The 21,514-nt window shown below is 66.5% G+C and carries 17 protein-coding genes; 9 read left to right on the top strand and 8 right to left on the bottom strand.

Translation table 11 applies throughout. The features are described from left to right. The first annotated feature begins 446 nt into the window (after window positions 1-446). The 3 genes from BM337_RS02910 (at window position 447) to BM337_RS02900 (ending at window position 1,577) form a co-directional block, all read left to right on the top strand. The gene (locus BM337_RS02910; RefSeq protein ID WP_089813728.1) at window positions 447-683 is read left to right on the top strand and encodes a hypothetical protein; all 237 of its coding nucleotides are present in this window, start codon (window positions 447-449) and stop codon (window positions 681-683) included. Window positions 684-785: 102 nt separating this feature from the next. Beyond that, window positions 786-1,106, top strand: coding sequence for a DUF5783 family protein (locus tag BM337_RS02905; protein ID WP_089813726.1), 321 nt, complete (start codon window positions 786-788; stop codon window positions 1,104-1,106). A 99-nt stretch (window positions 1,107-1,205) separates the two neighbouring features. Further along, entirely contained in the window at window positions 1,206-1,577 is a 372-nt protein-coding gene (locus tag BM337_RS02900; protein WP_089813724.1) for a NifU family protein, read from the top strand. A gap of 566 nt (window positions 1,578-2,143) precedes the next feature. On the opposite strand, the gene BM337_RS02895 is transcribed toward BM337_RS02900, so the two are convergent. From BM337_RS02895 to BM337_RS02885, 3 genes are read right to left on the bottom strand one after another with little or no spacing between them, the layout of a single operon-like run. Then, on the bottom strand, window positions 2,144-3,055 hold the full coding sequence (locus BM337_RS02895) for a carbohydrate ABC transporter permease (RefSeq protein WP_089813722.1): 912 nt from the start codon (window positions 3,053-3,055) through the stop codon (window positions 2,144-2,146). Window positions 3,056-3,073: 18 nt separating this feature from the next. Next, on the bottom strand, window positions 3,074-3,991 hold the full coding sequence (locus BM337_RS02890) for a carbohydrate ABC transporter permease (protein WP_089813720.1): 918 nt from the start codon (window positions 3,989-3,991) through the stop codon (window positions 3,074-3,076). 5 nt (window positions 3,992-3,996) lie between these two features. Further along, window positions 3,997-5,406 (bottom strand): ABC transporter substrate-binding protein, encoded by a 1,410-nt coding sequence (locus BM337_RS02885; protein WP_089813718.1) that lies wholly within the window; start codon window positions 5,404-5,406, stop codon window positions 3,997-3,999. A 160-nt stretch (window positions 5,407-5,566) separates the two neighbouring features. Between BM337_RS02885 and melA (BM337_RS02880) the strand changes: the two genes are divergently transcribed. Beyond that, on the top strand, window positions 5,567-6,874 hold the full coding sequence (melA, locus tag BM337_RS02880) for an alpha-galactosidase (RefSeq protein ID WP_089813717.1): 1,308 nt from the start codon (window positions 5,567-5,569) through the stop codon (window positions 6,872-6,874). Window positions 6,875-6,937: 63 nt separating this feature from the next. Here melA (BM337_RS02880) and BM337_RS02875 read toward each other — a convergent pair whose 3' ends face one another. The 4 genes from BM337_RS02875 to BM337_RS02860 all read right to left on the bottom strand — a co-directional run bounded on the left by BM337_RS02875 (window position 6,938) and on the right by BM337_RS02860 (window position 11,652). Continuing rightward, window positions 6,938-8,113, bottom strand: coding sequence for an ABC transporter ATP-binding protein (locus BM337_RS02875; RefSeq protein ID WP_089813715.1), 1,176 nt, complete (start codon window positions 8,111-8,113; stop codon window positions 6,938-6,940). 110 nt (window positions 8,114-8,223) lie between these two features. Continuing rightward, entirely contained in the window at window positions 8,224-9,573 is a 1,350-nt protein-coding gene (gene melA, locus BM337_RS02870) for an alpha-glucosidase/alpha-galactosidase (RefSeq protein WP_089813713.1), read from the bottom strand. A gap of 222 nt (window positions 9,574-9,795) precedes the next feature. Continuing rightward, window positions 9,796-10,548 carry a hydroxypyruvate isomerase family protein gene (locus tag BM337_RS02865; protein WP_177227117.1) on the bottom strand — a complete coding sequence of 251 codons (753 nt, stop codon included), beginning with the start codon at window positions 10,546-10,548 and terminating at the stop codon, window positions 9,796-9,798. Next, entirely contained in the window at window positions 10,549-11,652 is a 1,104-nt protein-coding gene (locus tag BM337_RS02860) for a Gfo/Idh/MocA family protein (protein ID WP_177227116.1), read from the bottom strand. It abuts the gene before it with no gap. Window positions 11,653-11,766: 114 nt separating this feature from the next. Between BM337_RS02860 and BM337_RS02855 the strand changes: the two genes are divergently transcribed. Beyond that, on the top strand, window positions 11,767-14,916 hold the full coding sequence (locus tag BM337_RS02855) for a beta-galactosidase, LacZ type (RefSeq protein ID WP_089813711.1): 3,150 nt from the start codon (window positions 11,767-11,769) through the stop codon (window positions 14,914-14,916). Between the two features lie 121 nt (window positions 14,917-15,037). Here the strand turns inward: BM337_RS02855 and dgoD are convergent, their stop codons facing one another. Further along, a complete protein-coding gene (gene dgoD / locus BM337_RS02850) occupies window positions 15,038-16,192 on the bottom strand; it encodes a galactonate dehydratase (RefSeq protein ID WP_089813709.1) in 1,155 nt (384 codons plus the stop codon). Between the two features lie 179 nt (window positions 16,193-16,371). On the opposite strand from dgoD, the gene BM337_RS02845 reads away from it, so the two are divergent. From BM337_RS02845 to BM337_RS02830, 4 genes are all read left to right on the top strand, one after another. After that, on the top strand, window positions 16,372-17,127 hold the full coding sequence (locus BM337_RS02845) for an IclR family transcriptional regulator (RefSeq protein ID WP_089813707.1): 756 nt from the start codon (window positions 16,372-16,374) through the stop codon (window positions 17,125-17,127). Between the two features lie 693 nt (window positions 17,128-17,820). Beyond that, complete coding sequence (locus BM337_RS02840) at window positions 17,821-18,837, top strand: NAD(P)/FAD-dependent oxidoreductase (RefSeq protein WP_089813705.1); 1,017 nt, start codon at window positions 17,821-17,823, stop codon at window positions 18,835-18,837. A gap of 93 nt (window positions 18,838-18,930) precedes the next feature. After that, complete coding sequence (locus BM337_RS02835; protein WP_089813703.1) at window positions 18,931-20,463, top strand: sulfatase; 1,533 nt, start codon at window positions 18,931-18,933, stop codon at window positions 20,461-20,463. Between the two features lie 3 nt (window positions 20,464-20,466). Continuing rightward, window positions 20,467-21,498, top strand: coding sequence for a lysylphosphatidylglycerol synthase transmembrane domain-containing protein (locus BM337_RS02830; protein ID WP_089813701.1), 1,032 nt, complete (start codon window positions 20,467-20,469; stop codon window positions 21,496-21,498). Window positions 21,499-21,514 lie beyond the last annotated feature (16 nt).

Raw genomic sequence — 21,514 nt, 5'->3', positions numbered from 1 at the left:
ACCGCCGCGCGGTTGCTGGGCGGTCAGGAAGCGTGTCGTGCCGCCAGGCACGACCGGGGAGGACTGGTGGTCCTAACCGCGAGCGCCTCTGTGGCGCGAGCGATGCTGTCCTGGTGTCTTGCGCGAACGGAGTGAGCGCAAGGCTCAGGAGAGCTTGCTCTCCTGGTGGACTGAAAGGGCGAGGCGGGCTCCGGGAACCCCAGTCCCGCAAGCACCGGAACGAAGTGAGGAGCGTGGTTCGAGAGAGCTTCGCTCTCTCGTCATCACGAAAATCTCCGATTTTCGGACGACAGCGGGGCCGCGGGACCGGAGCGCGTCGAGGGCTTTCTGAGAGTTGTTGTCGTCTCCTACTCCGTCACAACCCCGAACCCACCAGATCGCTCACTACACACACTACACTGAACGGCAAAAAGAGCTAAGCGTCTGCTCCAGAGAGTACCCACGGAATGCAAGAGCGCGACGTGCTGGACCTGTTCCTCGTCGCCGTCCTGGCCGTCCTCACCTACGTCGAGGCGTTCGGGCTGGCCGACCCCATCGCGACGGTCGACGAGATAGTCGCCATCTTCGCTGGTATCGGCGTCGAGGTGTACCTCGTCCTCGGGGGGCTGTTCGGCATCGTCTTCGTCGGCTACCTCACGGTGTACCTGCCGAAGAAAGACGCCAGCCAGCCCGTCCGCCGGTAATCGAGCGGCAGGCACCGCGGCGGCGAGGGCAGGGGCGACGGGCCGGTCGCGAACGCGGAGAGACCGCGTGACCTTTATCTGGGGGCGCCGATCCGTCTGGCAATGACCGACTTCGACCCCGAACAGTTCGAGGACAAGTACGCGAACTACTTCCCCGAGCTACAGAAGGCGTACAAACAGGCCTTCGAGGAGATGAACGACGCGTACGACTCGGAACTGATCCACGCAATCGACCAGCAGATCCTCAACGAGTCCGAGCCGTTCTACGAGGGGGACGGCGAGTTCCGGATCGACCTGCCAGAGAGTCCCGTCGACCGCATGGACGCTATCGTCGTCGCCGACGAGAAGGTCGAGGCGGTGCTCGAACGCTACGTCCAGGAGCTGGAGCGCCAGCACCGGCGCATCTTCGGCTTCGAGGAGTGACCGCCCACCGTCGTCGGCCCGACCCCCCGTTCCGGACCGCGGGCAACGAACGGGTGAGTCCAAAGGTCTAAGCGCCCGCGGAATCAAAGACAGGATATCATGAGCACCGAAACAGACGAGGCCGCGAACGACGACCTGAAGGAGCGCATCTCCAACTTCCTGCGCCGCAACTTCCCCCAGATCCAGATGCACGGCGGGAACGCGGCCATCGAGAACCTCGACCGCGAGGAAGGCAGCGTCACCATCCAGCTCGGCGGCGCCTGTTCGGGCTGTGGCATCTCGCCGATGACCATCCAGGCCATCAAGACGCGCATGACCAAGGAGATCCCGGAGATCGACACCGTCCACGCGAACACCGGCATGGGCGGCGGTGGCGGCATGGGCGGCGGGTCGGGTCCCTCGATGCCCGGCGACTCCCGCGGCGGCGAGATTGGCGGCGACGACGACGAAGGTCCCGCAGCACCGTTCTAGGGCGCGCGGTTCGTCGGTCGAACGCGGCCATCGGTGGCCGTTTTGACGGTTTGCAGTTTTTCACATCGTTTTCACACCCGCTCCTGGCCCGTAGCGACAGCGGCCAGCCACGGTGACCGTCAGTACGCGTCTCGGACAGGGATGGATCAGGGCGCCAGGTGTAATTGGCACCTTCTATATCATTCCGATGTACTATAAGAAATTAGTCAGAAGAAACGGAAGTAGCTTGTCTGAAGCAGAACCAGACGGCTGAGCGTCGAAACCGCCATATAGGCCACAATTGTCAAGACTATCTTCGAGATCGCGCGAATCGGCCGGTGAATTTGATCCGGGCTGAGACGGCGTTCTGTGTCCGCTCGAAGCGGTTGTGAGTTCTAGTCCGCGAACGACGTTCGACGCCGTACTTCGTAGTACCAAATAAAATAGTATTGCTCAATTCTTATAAGTAGTGCCGAAATCGGGTGTCGCCACGACGGTGGGACACCGAACGCCAGACCGACGACGAAACGCCAGACCGACGACGAGGGACTGGAGCGGGGAGCCGCGAACGAAGGGGGGCTCCGTGGTCACGCCCCCTTCATGCCGCCGCTGGCCAGGCCCTTGACGACCCACTGCTGGACCGCCGCGAACAGGACGATGACCGGAACCATGGTGATCGTCGCCGCCGTGAGCACGAGGTGCCAGGCGACCTGGTTCTGGGACTGGAACAGCTGCAGCCCGTAGGGGAGCGTGCGGGTCGCACCGGTCTGGGAGAGCACCGAGACGAGCAGGAAGTCGTTCCAGGAGATGGTGAACGTGTAGAATCCCGCCACGGCCAGGCCCGGCAGCGACAGCGGGAGGATGACCCGGGCCAGGACGTCCAGTTGCGAACAGCCGTCCATCTTGGCGGCCTCGTCCAGCGACTCGGGGATGTCGTCGAAGTAACCCTTCAGCAGCCAGATCGCCAGTGGCAGGGCGATGACCGAGTGGGCGATGATGATCCCGAGGTGGGAGTTGATGAGGTCCAGCGTGTACATCAACAGGAAGAAGGGGATCAGGATCAGTACGTACGGCAACATCTGAGTCCCGAGGAACGCCAGCAGGAGCGATCCTCGCCCCGGGTAGTCGAACCGGCTCAGCGAGTAGGCGGCGAGGGTGCCGACCGACAGCGTCAGCGCGGTCGTCGCCGTCGCGATGATAGTCGAGTTGACGAAGTACTGCTGGAAGGCGCCCGTCGAGAGGACGTTGACGTAGTTCGCGATCGTTAGACTGGACAGCGACGGGAGCAGCGCCGACGAGTAGAGGAACGTCTGGTTCGTGAACGTCGCCAGTATCATGTACAGGACCGGGAGCAGGAGGAACAGCATGAACACCCCGAGGGCCGCGTACACGGCCAGCGCTCGCCGTGGAGAGACGTCTTCGTCCAGCCACTCGTCGAAGCGCTGGATGGCGCTCGTCGTCCCGGTTCCGCCGTCGATAGCGTCCGTTTCAGTTGCCATGGAATACCTCGCTGTGCATCAGTCGGTGTCCTCCAGTTTCACGTACACTGCGGTGAACGTGAGCATGATGATGAGCATCACGACGCCCATGCTCGCCGCGTAGCCGAGCGCGTACGTCTCGAAGGCCGTCTTGTAGACGTACGTCGCGAGCACTTCGGTGTTGCCGAGCGGTCCCCCGCCGGTCGAGAGGTAGACGATCTCGAAGTTGTTGAACGTGAAGATGACGTGCAACACGATCATTATCATCGACACGTAGGAGATCTGCGGGAGCGTGACGTGGCGGAAGCGCTGGAGTGCGCCCGCGCCGTCGAGGCGCGCGGCCTCGTACTGGGTCTCGGGGATCGAGTTCATCGCCGCCATCAGCGCGATGGCGTAGAACGGGACGTTCCGCCAGACGTGCATCAACACGATGAGCGGGAACGCCATCTCCGGGTCGCCGAACCAGTAGGTCGTCTCCAGGCCGAGCGCGCCGAGGATGATGTTCACGGGGCCGAAGCCGTTCTGGACCATGAACCGGAACAGGATGACCATCACGATGATCGGCAGGACCCACGTCACCATCGAGACGCTCCTGAAAAAGCGCATTCCCGGCACCTTCTCCTTGAGCACCAGCGCCAGCGCCATCCCGAGCAGGTACTGGATCGACACCGCGAGCGCGGTGAGCACCACCGTCTGCCACAGCGCGGTCCGGAACACTGCGTCGTTAGCCATCTCGGCGAAGTTCTCGAGACCGACGAACGACTCCTCTCCGGGCTGGAGCAGCGATACTTCGAGGAACGCCATGTGGATACCCCGGACCGTCGGGTACAGGATGATCGCCGCGACCAGTATCGTCGCCGGCAGGATGAGCGCGTAGCCGAGCCACGTCTCCGAGACGAAGGCCCTGAACTCCTCGAGGAATCGTTCGGCCGGACCCTTACTCGTGTTCGTCGCCATCTGGATTACAGGTCGCCTTCCAGGCTTTTCAGGTTCGAGTGGAGCGTGCTCCCGGCGTCGTAGGGGTCGGTCTCGCCGTAGGCGACCTCCTGCATCAGCGGGTAGAACTCCTGGCGCACCGGGCCCCAGGAGATCTTCGCCAGCGCGCGACCCGTCTCGAACACGTCGGTAAAGGGCATCCAGTTCTCGCTCTCCAGGGTGGTCTCGACGTCCTCGTGGACCGGCGTGACGTAGTTGCCCGGGGAGTGGGACTTCTGCTTTTCCATCACCGTCGGGCTACACCGGGAGGCGACGGCCTCGAATCCCAGGTCCTGGTTCTCCGAGTTGGCGTTGACCATGACCGGTTTGACCTCGAGGTAGGTCCCGCGCTCCCCGCCCTCCGCGTAGGGGAGGTGATCGACGGCCGTGTTCTCGTCCAGAACCTGCGAGGCCGCGTCCTCGTCGTCGATCTCGGGGCCGCTCGTCCAGCCGCGGATCCACGGCCCGCACTCGATCATCGCGAGGTTGCCGTTGATGTACTCGGGGTCGTTGACCTGCCAGCCGGTCCCCAGCTGGTCGGGGTCGGCGATGGGGTCGTCGCTCGCCCACACCTGGTAGTAGTACTTGTCGAAGACGAGGCCGAGCGTGTCCGCGTCGACGTTCAGCGTCCAGCCGTCCCCGTCGGTCGCGTAGAGGTTCTCGGTGTGCTGGTAGACGTGGGACATCCACTCCTGGAACGCGCGGACGCCGCCGTCCTTGGTGCAGTTGTGGAACGGCGTGACGTCGGTCTCTGCCTTGATCAGCCGACCGATCTCGAGGAACTCGTCCGCCGTCTCCGGCGGGTCCTGTCCCAGTTCCTCGAGGATGTCGGTGCGGTAGATCAACGCGCGTCCGTTCCCGGTGTAGGGGAGCGCGTACAGTTCGCCCTGGTACGACATCGCCTCGATCGTGCTCTCGACGTAGCCGTCGTACCACTCCAGGGCCTCGGCCTTGTCCCCGATGGGTTCGATGAGGTCCGCCTCGATGTACTCGGTGAGGTGCGAGAGGACACCCTCTACGGAGTCGGGGTCGCCCGACCGAGCGCCCGTGAGGTACGCCGAGCGCATGTCCTCGTAGGTGTAGTCGGTGATCTGCAGCTGCTCGCCGGTGCGCTCCTCGAAGAAGCTCTGGATGTTCGATAACGCCGTTTCGAGGTCCTCCTCGTTGGAGGGGAGCCCCGCGTCCCAGTGGAGTACGTCGGCGCCGGATCCACCGTCACCGCCGTCACCTCCCCCGGTCTCTGTCCCGAGACTATCCCCGCCACCGTCGCCGTCTCCTTCCAGGCTACCACCGTCTCCGCCGTCGCCACTACACCCGGCCAGGGCGATACCAGCGCCCAGGCCGATGCTCTGTACGAGTTTTCGTCGCCGAAGGCTGTCCGGACTGCTGTCTGGCATTGCTTCGCATTGACAGTCGTGAAGGATAGGTATATATATTTCCATTAATTTCCCGACAATACTCTCCGGAACCGGCGCCCAGTCCCGGACGTCACTGATGGCGGGCCCGCTCGTCCCGGCCACCGGTATATTTATCCAGCGAACGCCACTGTGTCGACGCATGCCGAAGATCACCTTCATCGGTGCGGGTAGCATGGTGTTCGCCACGACGCTCGTCGGCGACGTCCTCTCGTTCGACGAACTGGAGGACAGCGAAATCGCGTTGATGGACATCGACGAGCACCGCCTCGAACAGACCGCGCGGGTCGCGGAGTCGATGGTCGACAACGCCGGCCTGGACGCGACCGTCGAGTCGACCACGGACCGGGTCGAAGCCCTGGAGGGCGCGGACTACGTGCTCAACATGATCAACGTCGGGGACACCGAGCCCTTCGAGAACGAGATCCGCATCCCGGAGAAATACGGCGTGAAGCAGGCCATCGGCGACACCATCGGACCCGGCGGCATCTTCCGGGCCCTGCGGACCATCCCGACGATGCTCGACATCGCGAACGACGTGGAGGAGGTGTGTCCCGACGCGCTCTTCCTGAACTACACCAACCCGATGTCGATCCTCTGCCAGACGCTGTACGACGCCACGGACGTCGAGACGGTGGGCCTCTGTCACAGCGTCCCCCACACCGCCGAGGCAATCTCCAGTTACGTCGACGTCCCGCAGGACGAACTCGACTACTGGGTGGCGGGCATCAACCACGTCGCCTGGTTCCTGACGGCCGAACACGACGGCGAGAGCATCTACCCCGCGCTCCGCGAGGCGATGGACGACCCCGACATCTACGAGCGCGACACCGTCCGCTTCGAGATGATGCGCCACTTCGGCTACTTCCCGACGGAGTCCTCCCATCACATGTCCGAGTACGTGCCCTACTTCCGGACCGACGAGGCGACCATCGAGGAGATGACGGGGACGGACTACGCCGAGCGCATGGAGACCGCCACCTACCTCGAGGGCTGGAAAGAGCGGTCGGCCCATCGCGACGACCCCGACATGGACGTCGACCTCGAGACGGTCGCGCCGGAGCGCTCCGAAGAGTACGCCTCCCGCATCATCCACGCCGTGGAGACCGACACGCCCCGGCGGATGAACCTCAACGTCTCCAACGAGACGAACGCCATCGAGAACCTCCCGAAAGACGTCTGCGTCGAGGTTCCCGTGCTCGTCGACGGGACGGGCGTCAACCCGTGTTCCGTGGGCGAACTGCCCACCGAAATCGCCCACTTCCCGCGCCAGCACGCGTCAATCCACCGCCTCGTCGTCGAGGGCGCACTGGAGCACGACCGCGAGAAGATCCACCAGGCGGTGAAACTGGACCCGCTGACGGCCGCGGCGTGTACGCTCGACGAGATTCACGAGATGACCGAGGAACTGCTCGCGGCGAACGAGGATCACCTCCCGCGACTGGAGTGACGAAGGACCTGCCGCGACTGGAGTGACGACCCCGAGTCCGGAGTGAGAATCGGTTCGCGAGCGTTACTCGGCTATTTCTGCGCCCTGGTCCGTCTCCACGCCGGTGAGCGACCCGAAGTCGTCGACCTCCGGCGGCGTCCGGTTCCTGACGGCCTCGCCCGTGTCGCCGTCGAAGAGGTGGATCTTCTCCTGCGGGAAGGTGACGTGGATGGTCCGGCCGGCCTCCAGTACGATGTCGCCCTCGAGCGTCGCGGTGTACTGCTGGTCGCCGACGTTCAGGTAGACGTAGGTGACGTCACCGAGCGGTTCCGTGACCTCGACCTCTGCCGGTATCGCGTTGCGAGTGTCGGCCGGAACGGCCTCGACGTCCTCCGGTCGGATGCCCAGGGTGAAGCGGTCGCCCGTGCCCTCGACGTCCGCGTAGACGTCGTCGTCGAGTTCGTACTCGAAGGTCTCGTTGACGAGCGTCGGCGACCCCGCCGTGTCCAGTTCCAGCTCGAAGAAGTTCATCGACGGCGAGCCGATGAAACTGGCGACGAAGCGGTTCGCGGGTTCGTGGTAACACTCCAGGGGCGTCCCGAGTTGCTGGAGCTGGCCCCCGTTGAGGACGGCGATGCGGTCGGACATCGTCATCGCCTCGGTCTGGTCGTGGGTGACGTAGACGGTCGTGACGCCGAACTCCTGCTGGAGCGACTGCAACTCGGTGCGCATCTGCGTCCGGAGCTTCGCGTCGAGGTTGGAGAGGGGCTCGTCCATCAGGAACACTTCGGGCTCGCGGACGATGGCCCGGCCGAGCGCGACGCGCTGTTGTTGCCCGCCGGAGAGCTCGTCCGGTTTCTTCCCCAGCAGGTCCTCGATCCCCATCATCGCCGCGACCTCCTCGACCCGCTCGTCGATCTCTTCCTTCGAGAGGTCGGTCGTCATCTTGAGCCCGAAGGCCATGTTGCCCCTGGCGGTCTTGTGGGGATACAGCGCGTAGTTCTGGAACACCATCGCCATGTCGCGGTTCTTCGGCTTGTTGTCCGTGACGTCGTTCCCGTCGACGAGAATGTCGCCCCGGGTCGGCGTCTCCAGGCCGGCGATACAGCGAAGGGTCGTCGACTTCCCACAGCCCGAGGGCCCGACGAGGACGATCAGCTCACCGTCCTCGATCTCCGCCTCGAAGTCGTCGACCGCGACGATGTCGCCACTGTCGTCGTTGAATACCTTCGTCAGGTTGCGAATCTCTAGCTCGCCCATAGTCGATGATGTAGGATGACGATGATAAACCTTTCCGCGGTGGGGCGGAGTAACGCGCCACACCAGGAGCGGGGCCGGGGACCGGTCCGCGACGGCTAGGCCCGCGACAGTTACGTCGGCGAGGAAACGGTGCGGGGCGCCTCGACGAGTTCGTCCGGGAGGTAGTCCGCGTTGGCCGCCAGCAGGTCGTCGACCATGTCGTCTATCTCGTCGAGCGTGCAGGCGGCCGCCGTCAGCGGGTCCAGTTTCACCGCCCGTCGGAGCGCGTCCTGGTCGTGGTCGAGGGCCGCTTTCACCGCGAGGCGCTGCACGCTGGTGTTCGTCCGGTTGAGCGCCACCAGCTGGGCGGGGAGCTCGCCGACGGAGCAGGGGTGGACCCCCTGGCCGTCGACGAGGCAGGGCACCTCGACGCAGGTGTCGTTCCCGAGGTTCGCGATGGCGCCCGCGTCGTTGCGGACGTTGATATTCATCCGCCGGCGCTCGCCCGTCTCCATCGAGTGGATGATGCGCGAGCCGTACTCCTCGGATCGCTCGATCTCCGGGTCGATGTCGTCGGCCGTCATCTCGCGGGCCTCCTGCTGGTACTCGCACCAGTGCTCGAAGTAGTGGCCCGTGGGCATCCAGTCGACGAAGTAGTCCTCGAACTCCTCGTCGACGGTGTACTCCTCGATGGTCGCCTCCTCGGTCCGGAAGTACGGCACGTACTCGGACATGTGGTTGCTCGACTCCGTGACGAACGCGCCGAAGTGGCGGAGAATATCGAAGCGGACGTTGTCACGTTTGTACGTCTCCGGGTCCTCGGCCGCCTCGTACAGCCCCGGATAGATGCTCTCGCCGTCGTGTTCGACCTCGAGGAACCACGCCATGTGGTTGATGCCGGCCACCCAGTAGTCCAGTTCCTCGCGCGGAACGTCTGCGTAATCTGAGACGGCCTCGGCGGTGTGCTGGACGCTGTGGCAGAGGCCGACGACGTCGATATCGGTGGCCTCGTCGACGGCCCAGCACAGCATCGCCATCGGGTTCGTGTAGTTGAGCAAGAGTGCGTCGGGACACAGCTCCTCCATGTCGCGGGCCAGGTCCAGCATGACGGGCGCGGTCCGCAGGAACCGGAAGACGCCGCCGGGACCGAGCGTGTCGCCGACGGCCTGGTTGACGCCGTACTCCTGGGAGATGCGGATCTCGTTCTCGAAGGGCTCCCGGCCGCCGACGTGGATCATGTTTAGCACGTAGTCGGCGCCGTCAAGGGCCTCCCGCCGGTCGGTCGTGGTCTCGATGGTCGCGTCGACGTCGTTGTGTTCGACCATCTCCCGTCCCGCCGTCGCGACCCTGTCGAGTCGCTCCTCGTCGATGTCCATCAGGGTGATCGTGCTCCCCTGCAGCTCCGGGTACGAGAGGACGTCGCCCATCAGGTTGCGAGCGAAGACGATACTGCCGGCGCCAACGAAGGCTATCTTCGGCATACCCGAAGATGTCCTGTCGACCAGATAAATCATGGGGGTGCCTCGCACGGACGGCGCCCCGGTGGCGGGGTGAACGGAAGCGACCGGGACGGAACGCCGGTGTCGGAGCCGAAGGCGGGATCGGATGCAGAACCTAACAGTCGTTCTCGGCACTGACAGCGGGGGTAGTCGCCGCGTACCGCCCGCCTGCCACGGGTGGAAAGGGGTTCGGATCAGCCCGCTTCAGACCGCCTCGAGGACTGCGGCCATCGCCTCGTCCGGGTCGCCAGTGGGCGAGAACTCGCAGCCGACGTAGCCGTCGTAATCGGCGTCGTCGATGGCGTCGAAGACGTTCGCGTAGTTCAGTTCGCCCGTCCCGGGTTCGTGCCGGCCCGGGACGTCGGCGACGTGGATGTGACCGATCTCGTCGACGTGCTCCGTGATCGTATCGATGACGTTGCCCTCCGTTATCTGCTGGTGGTAGACGTCGTAGAGGAGCGCCACGGCATCCGAACCGACTTCGTCGACGATCTCGAACCCTTCCTCGCTCGTGGTCAGGTAGTAACCCGGGTGGTCGACGGTCGTGTTGAGCGGTTCCAGCGCGATAGTGACGCCCGCGTCCTCGGCGTCCGGGGCGACCTGCGAGAGCACCTCGACGACGTTTTGGTGCTGGGTCCGGCGGTCCAGGCCGTCCTGGTCCGGGCCGGTCGTCGCGATCAGCGTGGGGATTCCCAGGTCGGCCGCCGTCTCGATCGACTCGCGGATCGTCGCGACGGCGTCGTCGGCCGCCGCCGGGTCGGTCAGCTCGCCGCCGGCGACGCAGGCGACGACGTCGACGCCCGCCTCGTCCGCCGCTGCCTCGATGGCGTCGAGGTCCTTCTCGCGCCAGTCCCAGAACTCGACGGCGTCGACGCCGGCGTCGGCGGCCCGGTGGACCCGCTCGTGGAACGGCTCGTCGTCGTACACCATCTCGATACAGACCGACAGGTGGACCATCTACTCCTCCCCCGCCGGTGCGGGCGTCAGGTCGCCCGCGTCGAGCATCGCCTGGAGCGGGTTGTCGTCGATGGTCAGCGGGAGGTCCACGCGGCCGCGACGTCGGGACGACTCCCACGTCGCGAAGATGAGTTCGGTCGCGTTGAGCGCGTTCTCGGCGCCGAGTTCCGGCGTCTCCCCCTCGCGGAGACAGCGCACGTTCTCCGCGATGGCGCGGTCGACGAAGGCCCAGTCGTGGAGGCCGTCCTCCGTCTCGACGGTCTCCCAGTCACCGCCGTCGCGGCGGATCCGCAGCGCTGGGAGTTCCTCGCCGTCGTCGCCCTCGGGGCCGACCTCGATGACGCCGTCGGTCCCGATCAGGCGGTTGTGACAGGCGAAGGCGCTGGCGGGACCGCCCGTCCCGGTGCTGTCGGAGGCTGCGACGCCGTGGACGCCGTTCTCGTACTCCCAGTGGACGATCGCCTGGTTCTCGTTGTGTGAGCCGAAGAGGACGTTCTCCTCGGAGTAGTCGATCTGCCCCAGCACCCACTCTCCCGACGTCTCGTCGTTGAAGTAGTTACAGAGGTCGAAGGAGTGGCTGCCGTAGTCGAAGATGCCGACCGGCGCCGCGAACTCCACGCGCCGGAGGTCGCCGATCTCGCCCGCGTCGAGCAGGTTCTTGGCGGTCCGGACGGCGTCGCTGAACCGGCGCTGGTGGTTGAACGTCAGCTGGACGTCGTGGTCTGCGGCCGCCTCGGTCATCTCCCTGGCCCCGCCGTAGGTGTCGGCCATCGGCTTCTCGCAGTGGATGGCGTCGACGACGCCGCTCCGGATGCAGTCGAGCGCGATGGACGCGTGCACCGCCGGGGGGACGCAGATGGAGACGATATCGGGCTCGACGGCCCCGAGCATCGCCTCGTAGTCCGTGAAGACGTTCTCGTCGGCGAGGGCGAACTCGTCGGCGAAGGCCCGCGCGTTCTCCTCGACGACGTCCGCGCAGGCGACGAGTTCGCAGTCGTCGACCTTCTCGTACCCCGTCGCGTGGTGGTACGCCATCGCGTACCCATCGCGGCCGGGGTCGTCCGGTTCCGTACCCGTTCCGATAACTGCGACGCTGTAAGACACGCCAGCAACTGCGCCGGGAGCGAACAAAAGCGTTCGCACGGTACCGGGCTCCGAGTAGCGACCGGCCCGGTCACCCAGCGAATACTTTACGCAGGGCCGGTGTCACGTGGGAGTATGGACGACTGGCTCGACCCACAGACCGTGGGACGCAATCGGCTCGCGCCGCACGTCGACGTACTGCCGTACGAGGACCCCGAGACCGCCCGGGGGCGCGAACGCACACGATCACCGTGGATACGCTCGCTCGACGGCGAGTGGGCCTTCGACCTGGCCGCGACGCCGGCGGACGCGCCCGAGGGGTTCCAGGACCCGGCGTTCGACGCCGGCGACTGGGACGGCATCGACGTGCCGAGAAACTGGCAGACGGCGGGGTACGGCGACCCCCATTACACCAACGTCGTCTACCCGTTCCCGCTCGACCCGCCGAACGTCCCGACGGAGAACCCGACCGCCTCGTACCGTCGCACGTTCCACGTCGACGAGGACTGGGACGGGCGACAGGTCCGCCTGCACTTCGAGGGGGTCGACTCGGCGTTCCACCTGTGGGTCAACGGCGAGCGGGTCGGCTACAGCGAGGGCGCACGGCTCCCCTCGGAGTTCGACGTCACAGAGCACGTCGAACCCGGGGAGAACACGGTCGCCGTGCGCGTGTACAAGTGGACCAACGGGAGCTACGTCGAGGACCAGGACATGTGGTGGCTCAGCGGCATCTTCCGGGAGGTGTACGCCTACGCCGTCCCGGAGACCCACGTCGCCGACGTCGACGTGCGGACGGACCTCGATGCCGAGTACCAGGACGCCCACCTCACGGCCGCCGTCGACGTCGCGAACGTCGGCACAGCGGACGCGACCCGCACCGTGGCGGCGACGCTCCGGGACGAGGACGGCGGCGTCGTCGCCGAGCTGGAGAGTGCTACCGAGGTCGCTGCGGGCGACACCGCGACGGTCACGCTCGAAACCGACGTCGACGACCCGGAGACGTGGACCGCCGAGACGCCGACGTGTTACGCCCTCGAGGTCGCACTGGTGGACGCGTCAGACGAGGGGAACGGCGAGCGGACGGACGGCGAGGTGACGGAAGTCGTCGCGGAGACCGTCGGCTTCCGCGAGGTTGAGATAACGGACGGCCAGTTCCTCGTCAACGGCGAGGCGGTGACGATCCGCGGCGTGAACCGCCACGACTTCCACCCGGACCGGGGCCGCCACGTCCCCGTCGAGTCGATGCGCGAGGACGTGGAGCTGATGAAACGGCACAATATCAACGCCGTCCGGACGGCCCACTACCCCAACGACTCGCGGTTCTACGACCTCTGTGACGAGTACGGCCTCTACGTCGTCGACGAGACGGACCTGGAGTGCCACGGGATGGAGCTTGCCCGCGAGACGCCCCACATCAGCGACGCCGACGAGTGGGAGGACACCTACGTCGACCGGATGGTCCGGATGGTCGAACGCGACAAGAACCACCCGAGCGTCGTCGTCTGGTCGCTCGGCAACGAGTCGGGCTTCGGCTCGAACCACGTCACGATGGCCGAGGAGACCCGCGAGCGGGACCCGACGCGACCGATACACTACGAACCGGACGAGGAGCAGGTCGTCTCGGACGTCGTCGGTCCGATGTACCCGCCGTGGGATCAGCTCGAGGAATGGGCGGCCGAAGACGACTACGACCACCCGGTCATCCTCTGCGAGTACGCCCACGCGATGGGGAACGGCCCCGGCAACCTCCGCGAGTACTGGGACGCGTTCTACGAGCACGACCGCCTGCAGGGCGGGTTCGTCTGGGACTGGCTCGACCAGGGGCTCCGCCAGACCACGGCCGCCGGCGAGGAGTGGTTCGCCTACGGCGGCGACTTCGGCGACGAACCCAACGACGCGAACTTCAACATCAACGGCCTGGTGTTCCCGGACCGGACGCCCTCGCCCGGGCTGACAGAGTACAAGAAGGTCATCGAGCCGGTGACGTTCGAGCCGTCGGACCTCAACGGCGGCGAGGTGGTCGTCGAGAACCGCTACGACTTCCGCGACCTGGACCACCTCCGGGCCACCTGGCGCGTCGAGGCGGACGGGGAACTCCTCGAGAGCGGCGCCGTCGACCTCCCCGACGTCGCCGCCGGCGAGCGCGCGACGCTGCCCGTCCCCGTCGCGCCCGAGCGCCTGGACGACGACGCCGAGAACCTCCTCACGGTCGAGGCCCGACTCGGGGGCGAGACCAGGTGGGCGCCGGCGGGCCACACCGTCGCGACCGGGCAGTTCGAACTCCCCGACGGCGAGCCGTCGGCGCCGTCGCCCGGCGCGTCGGCACCGCTCGGCTGTGAGACGACCGACGACGGGATCGTGGTCTCGAACGGCGAGTTCGAACTGACCTTCGACGACACCCGCGGCGTCGTCGAGTCGCTGTCCTACCGGGGCCGGGAGGTGGTCTCCAGCGGTCCACGCGCGGGTCTCTGGCGGGCACCGACCGACAACGACGAGGGGCTCCCCCTCTCCCGGACGCTGCTCAGCCGGCTTCGAGAGGCCCACGAGAACGGCGAGCGGCTCACGCACGACGACGTCAGGACCATCGGGTTCGCCCAGCTCTGGCGGGAACACGGGCTCGACGACCTCGAGTTCAGGACGGACGAGGTGAGCCACGAGGTCCGCGGTGAGGACGCCGTCGAGATAACTGTCGAGGGGCGCCTCGCCCCGCCCATCTTCGATCACGGCTTCGCGACGGCGCAGGTGTACACCGTCCGTGACACCGGCGCCGTCGAGATCCGGACGCGGATCGAGCCCGAGGGCGACCTGTCGCTGCTCCCGTCGCTCCCCCGCGTCGGTCTGGACCTGACGCTCGACGGCGAGTTCGACCACGTGACCTGGTACGGCCGCGGGCCCGGCGAATCGTACGTCGACAGCAAGGAGGCGGCGCTCGTCGGGCGATACGACGGCGCCGTCGCGGAACTCCACACGCCCTACGTCCGCCCGCAGGCCAACGGCACCCGGACGGACGTCCGCTGGGCGACGTTCACCGACGATGGCGGCGTCGGCATCGCCGTGACCGGCGAGTCGCTCCTCGACGTCACCGCTCACGACTACGCGAGAGCGGACCTGGCGGCCGCGGCCCACGACCACGAACTCCCCACTCGCGACGAAATTTCGGTGTCGCTGGACCACGCCCACTGCGGTCTCGGGACGGGGAGCTGCGGGCCGCCGACGCTCGAACAGTACCGGGTCGACCCCGGCGTCTACGAATTCGGCGTCGAGATTCGACCGTTCGTCGGCTGAGAGCGGGACGAGGCCGGCCGTCTCAGCGACGAAAATCGGAGTAGTCGGCGCGTACTCGCGAACCGCGCTGTCGAACCGCGCTGTCGAAAAATCGGCCCGGACCGGAGTCTCTGGCCCGGGGCTACCACTCGGCGACGCTGCCGTCCTGGTGTCGCCAGACGGGGTTGTGCCAGTTCACCGTCTTCTCTGACTGTTCGCGGACGTGGTCCTCGTTGATCTCGATGCCGAGACCCGGGTTGTCGGGGATCGTCACGTAGCCGTCGTCGTACTCGAAGACGGAGGGGTCGGCGAGGTACTCGAGCACGTCGCCGGTGTCGTTGTAGTGGATGTTCAGGCTCTGCTCCTGGATGAGGGCGTTGGGCGAGCAGGCGTCGACCTGCAGACAGGAGGCGAGCGCGACCGGGCCGAGGGGGCAGTGGGGCGCCAGCGCGACGTCGTAGGCCTCGGCCATCGCCGCGATCTTCTTCACCTCGGTGATACCGCCGGCGTGGGAGAGGTCCGGCTGGATCACGTCGACGGAGCCGTTCTCGAAGATCTCCTTGAAGTCCCAGCGCGAGTACATTCGCTCGCCGGTGGCGATGGGCGTCGTCGTGTGCGCGGCGATCTGCGGGAGCGCGTCGTTGTGTTCGGGGAGGACCGGCTCCTCGACGAACATGGGGTCGTACGGTTCGAGTGCCGCGGCCAGGCGCTTGGCCATCGGCTTCGTGACGCGTCCGTGGAAGTCGACGCCGACGTCGACCTCGTCGCCGACGGCCTCGCGGACCTCGCGCAGGCGGTTGACCGCCGCGTCGACCGTCGCCGGGTCGTCGACGCGCTCGACCTCGGCGGTGGCGTTCATCTTCAGCGCGGTGAAGCCAGCCTCGACCTTGGTCTGGGCCTGGTCGGCTACCTCTGAGGGGCGGTCGCCGCCGATCCACTGGTAGACGCGGATGCGGTCGCGAGCGGGACCGCCCAGCAGGTCGTGAACCGGCGCGCCCAGTTGCTTCCCCTTGATGTCCCAGAGGGCCTGGTCGATGCCCGCGATAGCGCTCATCAGCACCGGCCCGCCGCGGTAGAACCCGCCGCGGTACATCGTCTGCCAGTGGTCTTCGATCCGCGTCGGGTCCTCGCCCAGGAGGTAGGTGTCCATCAGTTCCTCGACGGCCGCACGGACCGTGTGGGCGCGGCCCTCGACGACGGGTTCACCCCAGCCGACAGTGCCGTCGGCCGTTTCGATCCGGAGCATGAGCCACCGTGGCGGCACTTCGAACAGTTCGTAGTCGACGATATGAGTCATTCAGATAGCCTCGTGTCTCCCGTGTTTGCGCCAGGGGTGTTTAATTATTCCTGTCAGGCCGGGACAGGGCGCCCCTGACCGGCGTATTCGCCCCGAGCCGGCCCCGGTGAACAGTGCGCTCCCGTCACGGAGTGTTCACTCACAGTAAACGATTTACGGGCCCCGTTCGTACGCCGGGTATGACCGACGGCGTCCCGCGAGTGAAAGCGACGGAGACCAGCTTCCGGATCATCGAACTCCTGGACGAGCGACAGGGGGCGGGTGTGAGCGAACTCGCCCGCCAGGTCGACATCTCCAAGAGCGCCGTGTACAAGCACGTCAAGACGCTCGAACGGCTCGGCTACCTCGTCAGAGAGGGCGACGACTACTACCTGAGCAACCGGTTCCTCGGCCTCGGACGGGGAGCGCGCGGTCGGCTCCCGGTCGAGGCGATCCGGGAAGTCATCGGGGACCTCGCGGAGACGACCGAGCACACGTCGAGTTTCATCGTCCACGAGGACGACCGCGGCGTCTACGCGCTCCGCGTCGGGTCCGTCGACCCCGACGGCGACGTCAGTGAGGGCGACGTCGCACCGCTCCACGCCACGGCCGGCGGGAAAGCAATCCTCGCGTTCCTCCCGGCCGACGAACGGACGCAGATCGTCGAGAGTACGGGCCTCGAACGCTACACGGAGAAGACGATCACCGACAGCCGCGAACTGGAACGGGAACTGCGGTCGGTCCGCGACCAGCGCGTCGCCTTCGACCGCGAGGAGTTCATCGACGACCACCAGTGCGTCGCCTCGCCCGTCGTCGACGGCGACGGCGAACCCGTCGGTGCGGTCAGCGTCACCGGAAACATCCACCACATGTCCGGCAAACGGCTCGAAGAGGACGTGACGGGGCTGGTGACCAGCGCCGCGAAGTCCATCGAGAACGCCCTCCTCTCCGCGTAGCGTTCTCCGATAGTAAACGGCAGCGCGCGGAGCCGGAGATAATAACAGACCTAACTCCGTTATTCCTCCGGAAGACTCGCCCCTGATATGGCATCACATGACATTCACAGACCGATCGTTAACTATCAGTAAACGCGTCTCAGGAACCCGACCGGTTCGGCCCGTCGTCGGCTCCGAGCACTCCCGACGCGCGAGGAAACAACCCATGCGGGATCGGGGCGGTTCGAACTCACTGGAGTCCGATAATTAATCGATCGTATAAGTATTCGGAGTACTATCGGGCGATTTCACCGAACGGCCCACCGACGAGCAGATCTGGCCGCATCGGTGCCGCAATTCGACGGAACAGCCGGAAATGGGGCGGGATAGCCGGGGGACACTGGCTAGAAGCCACCGCTCCGCCGGTAGCGTGACGAGGGCCACAGAACCGGCCAGTGATCGGCGTTCGTCTCCGCCTTCCCGTGGTTCGATACCGCACTGGACGGCTCGCACGTCCGAGAGTGAGCGCGCCACCGACCCGGTCGTCGAGGACCCGGTTGTCACGGACCGCCGAGAACGGTTGCAGATAATGTCAGAAACATCGTTATTATCCAGAGGTGCTACGTTCGGCGAGAAGACGGTGATCGCGGGCGGACGGGTCGCCGGAGCAGGAGAGAACTGTTAAAGCCGTCCGTCGTCGAAATTCGGACACCCATGAGCGAGACGACGGAGTACGAGGTAGTGGTCGTCGGGGGCGGCCCGGCCGGCCTGTCGGCGGCGCTGTACACCACCCGGCTGGGCCACGCGACGGCGGTCGTCGACCGGGGCGGTGGCCGCGCCGCGATGATGGCCGACACGCACAACGTCATCGGCGTCACCGAGGACATCTCCGGAATGGAACTGCTCGCCACCGCGCGCGAGCAGGTCGAGAGCTACGGCGCCGACTGGTTCGAGGACTACGTCGAGTCGGCCGAGGCGGTGGCGGACGGGGACGAGAACGAAGAGCGGTTCCGCCTGGAGACCGCCGCCGGCGAGGAGATACTGGCCGACCGCGTCGTCCTGGCGACCGGGTTCTCGGACGTCCGGCCCGACCCGCCGCTCCCCCGGACCGGCGCGGGCCTGCACTACTGTCTCCACTGTGACGCCTACATGTTCGTCGACGAGTCGGTGTACGTGATGGGCCACGGGGATTCGGCCGCCTACGTCGCCATGATCATGCTCAACTTCGCCGACAACGTCGACTTGCTCCTCCGGGGCGACGAGCCCACCTGGAGCGAGGAGACGGGCGAACTCCTCCGGGCCCACCCAGTCGACGTCGTCGAATCGGACGTCACGGGCGTGAACAACGGCGAGGACGGCTGGCTGGAGTCCCTGGAGTTCGCAGACGGGAGCGTCCGGGAGTACCGCGGCGGGTTCGCGATGTACGGCTCCGAGTACAACACCGACCTGGCCGAACAGCTGGAGTGTGAGCTGAACGACGACGGCACCGTCGCCGTCGCCGACCACGGCAAGACCAGCGTCGAGGGCGTCTACGCCGTCGGCGACCTCACGCCCGGTCACAACCAGGTTCCCATCGCGATGGCCGAGGGCGCCGAGGCCGGCATCGACGTCCACATGGACATCCGGACCTATCCGATGTCGCTCGAGGATATCGAGGGATCGAGCGTCGACGAGGGAGACGTCCCGGCGGTCCCCGAGCAGATCCGTGAGGCGGCACAGAAGCGGGAGTAACGGCCGCGACGTGGCTCAGTCTCCGACCGCACGCGACAGACGGCACCGCCGGAAAGCGGGCAATTTAACCTCGTGGGCGGAACCCTACTCTGTATGACCGACACGGACGGGACGAACGTGCTCTTCGTCGTCCTCGACACCGTCCGCAAGGACCACCTCTCCGTCTACGGCTACGAGGAGCCGACGACGCCCCACCTCGCCGAGTTCGCCGAGGAGGCCGCGGTCTTCGAGAACGCCGTCGCGCCCGCGCCGTGGACGCTCCCGGTCCACGCCTCGCTCTTTACGGGACTGTACCCCTCCGAACACGGCGCGACCCAGGAGACGCCCTACCTCGAAGGGGCCACGACGCTCGCCGAGTCCCTCTCCGCGGCGGGCTACGACACCGCCTGTTACTCCTCGAACGCCTGGATCACCTCCTACACGAACCTCACCGACGGCTTCGACGACCACGACAACTTCTTCCAGATCATGCCCAGCGAACTGCTCTCCGGCCCGCTGGCGACGCTCTGGAAGACGATGAACGACAACGACACCCTCCGCACCGTCGCCGACCGCATGGTCCAGGTCGGCAACAAGATCCACGAGCACCTCGCCGAGGGCGGTGGGGGCGACACGAAGACGCCCGCCGTCGTCGACAAGACCATCGAGTTCGTGGACGACTCTGACCAGTTCTTCGCCTTTATCAACCTGATGGACGCCCACCTGCCCTACCATCCTCCCGAGGAGTACGCCGAGGAGTTCGCCCCCGGCGTCGACTCCACCGAGGTGTGCCAGAACTCCAAGGAGTACAACTCAGGCGCCCGCGACATCGACGACGAGGAGTGGGAGGCGCTCAACGGCCTCTACGACGCCGAGATCCGCCACATGGACGACCAGCTCGACCGGCTGTTCTCCCACCTGCAGGAGACCGGCCAGTGGGAGGACACGATGGTCGTCGTCTGTGCGGACCACGGGGAATTGCTGGGCGAGCACGACCTCTACGGCCATGAGTTCTGCATCTACGACCCGCTGGTCAACGTCCCGCTGATGGTCAAGCATCCCGACGTCGAACCGGGGCGAGACGAGGAAACGACGGTCGAACTGATCGACCTCTATCACTCCGTGCTCGATGCCACCGGCGTCGAGGGCGACGGCGAGTCGCTGGACGAAGCCCGGTCGCTGCTGCACGCCGACTACCGGGAATTTGCCGGCAGCAGTTCGGGCCGCACCGGCGAACTCGACGGCGTGGACCGGGGGGACGTCGGTTTCGTCGAGTACCACCAGCCCGTCGTCGAGTTGCGCCAGCTCGAAGGGAAGGCCAGCGGTGCCGGCATCGAGCTCGATACGGACTCGCGCTTCTACTCGCGGATGGGCGCTGCCCGCACGCCCGACGCGAAGTACATCCACAACACCCGCATTCCCGACGAGGCCTATCGACTGGACGAGGACGCGGGAGAGATAGACAACGTCGCATCGTCGGCCGACGAAGACGGCGCCATCGCCGCCGTCCGCGACGCGCTGTTCGCGTTCGTCGATTCGATCGACGCCGACTGGCCCGACGAGGCCGACGGCGCGGACGGTGAGGTACTGGACGACATGGACGACGAGGCCAGGGACCGTCTGAAGGACCTTGGCTACATCGACTGAGCCGTGTCCGACCAGGGCGGGGCCCTCCTCGACTACGCCGACCGGAAGACCGTCCTCCAGATATCCGGCGGCTTCGCCGTCGCGGGGCTCGTCCTCGTCCTGCTCGTCGACTTCGTCGGGACGGCCGACGTCGTCGACGGACTCCTCGGGGCCGATCCCGGCTGGATCGCCCTGGGCTGTCTCTCGACGCTGCTGTGTCTGGCCGCCTGGGGCAAGTCCTGGCAGATCGTCCTCGCAGTCTCCGGCGTGAGCGTCCCGTACCGGCGGCTCCTCGTGACGTACTTCGCGGCCACGTTCGCCAACTACGTCACCCCGCTGGGACAGGCCGGCGGCGAACCGTTCATCGCCTACGTCCTCTCCCGGGACACCGAGGCCAGCTACGAGGAGAGCCTCGCCAGCGTGGTCACCGCGGACACGCTGAACCTGCTCCCGTTCTTCACCTTCGCCGGCGTCGGGTTCGCCACGCTGCTGTGGCAGTCCAGCCTCCCCGCATCGGTACGCCCCTTCGCCGGGATGCTCGCCGTCCTCGCGGTGGGACTCCCTATCTTTGGCGTCGTGGGCTGGCGCTTCCGCCGTCGGATCGGCCACGCAGTACACCGGTTGCTCTCCCCCGCCCTCCGGCGGTTGCCCGTGGTGACGCCCGCGGGCGTTCTCCACCGGATGCGGGAGCTGAACGAGGCGTTCCAGCGGATCGCTCGCGACCGCTGGGCGCTCGTCCGCGCCCTCGGGTTCGCCTACGTCGGCTGGGTCTTCTTCGCCCTCCCGCTGTTCGCCGCCGCCGAGGCCGTCGGGGCGACCATCCCGCTGTTGCTCGTCATGTTCATCGTCCCCGCCAGTACGCTCGCGGGACTGGCGCCCTCACCGGGCGGCAGCGGCGCGGTGTCCGGGCTCCTCGTCGTCCTCATCCTCGCGCTGACGACCGTCTCGTCCGGGTCGACGGCGACCACCGTCGCCCTGCTCTACCGCGTCGAGAGCTACGTGTTCGCGCTGGTCGTCGGCGGGGCCGCCGCGGTGTACGTCCTGAAGCGGAACTGAGCGGACGCGTAGCGGC

This window comes from Halomicrobium zhouii (assembly GCF_900114435.1).
Lineage (GTDB): Archaea > Halobacteriota > Halobacteria > Halobacteriales > Haloarculaceae > Halomicrobium > Halomicrobium zhouii.
The sequence above is the reverse complement of the archived record's forward strand: the minus strand, read 5'-3'. Positions and strand labels throughout refer to the sequence as shown.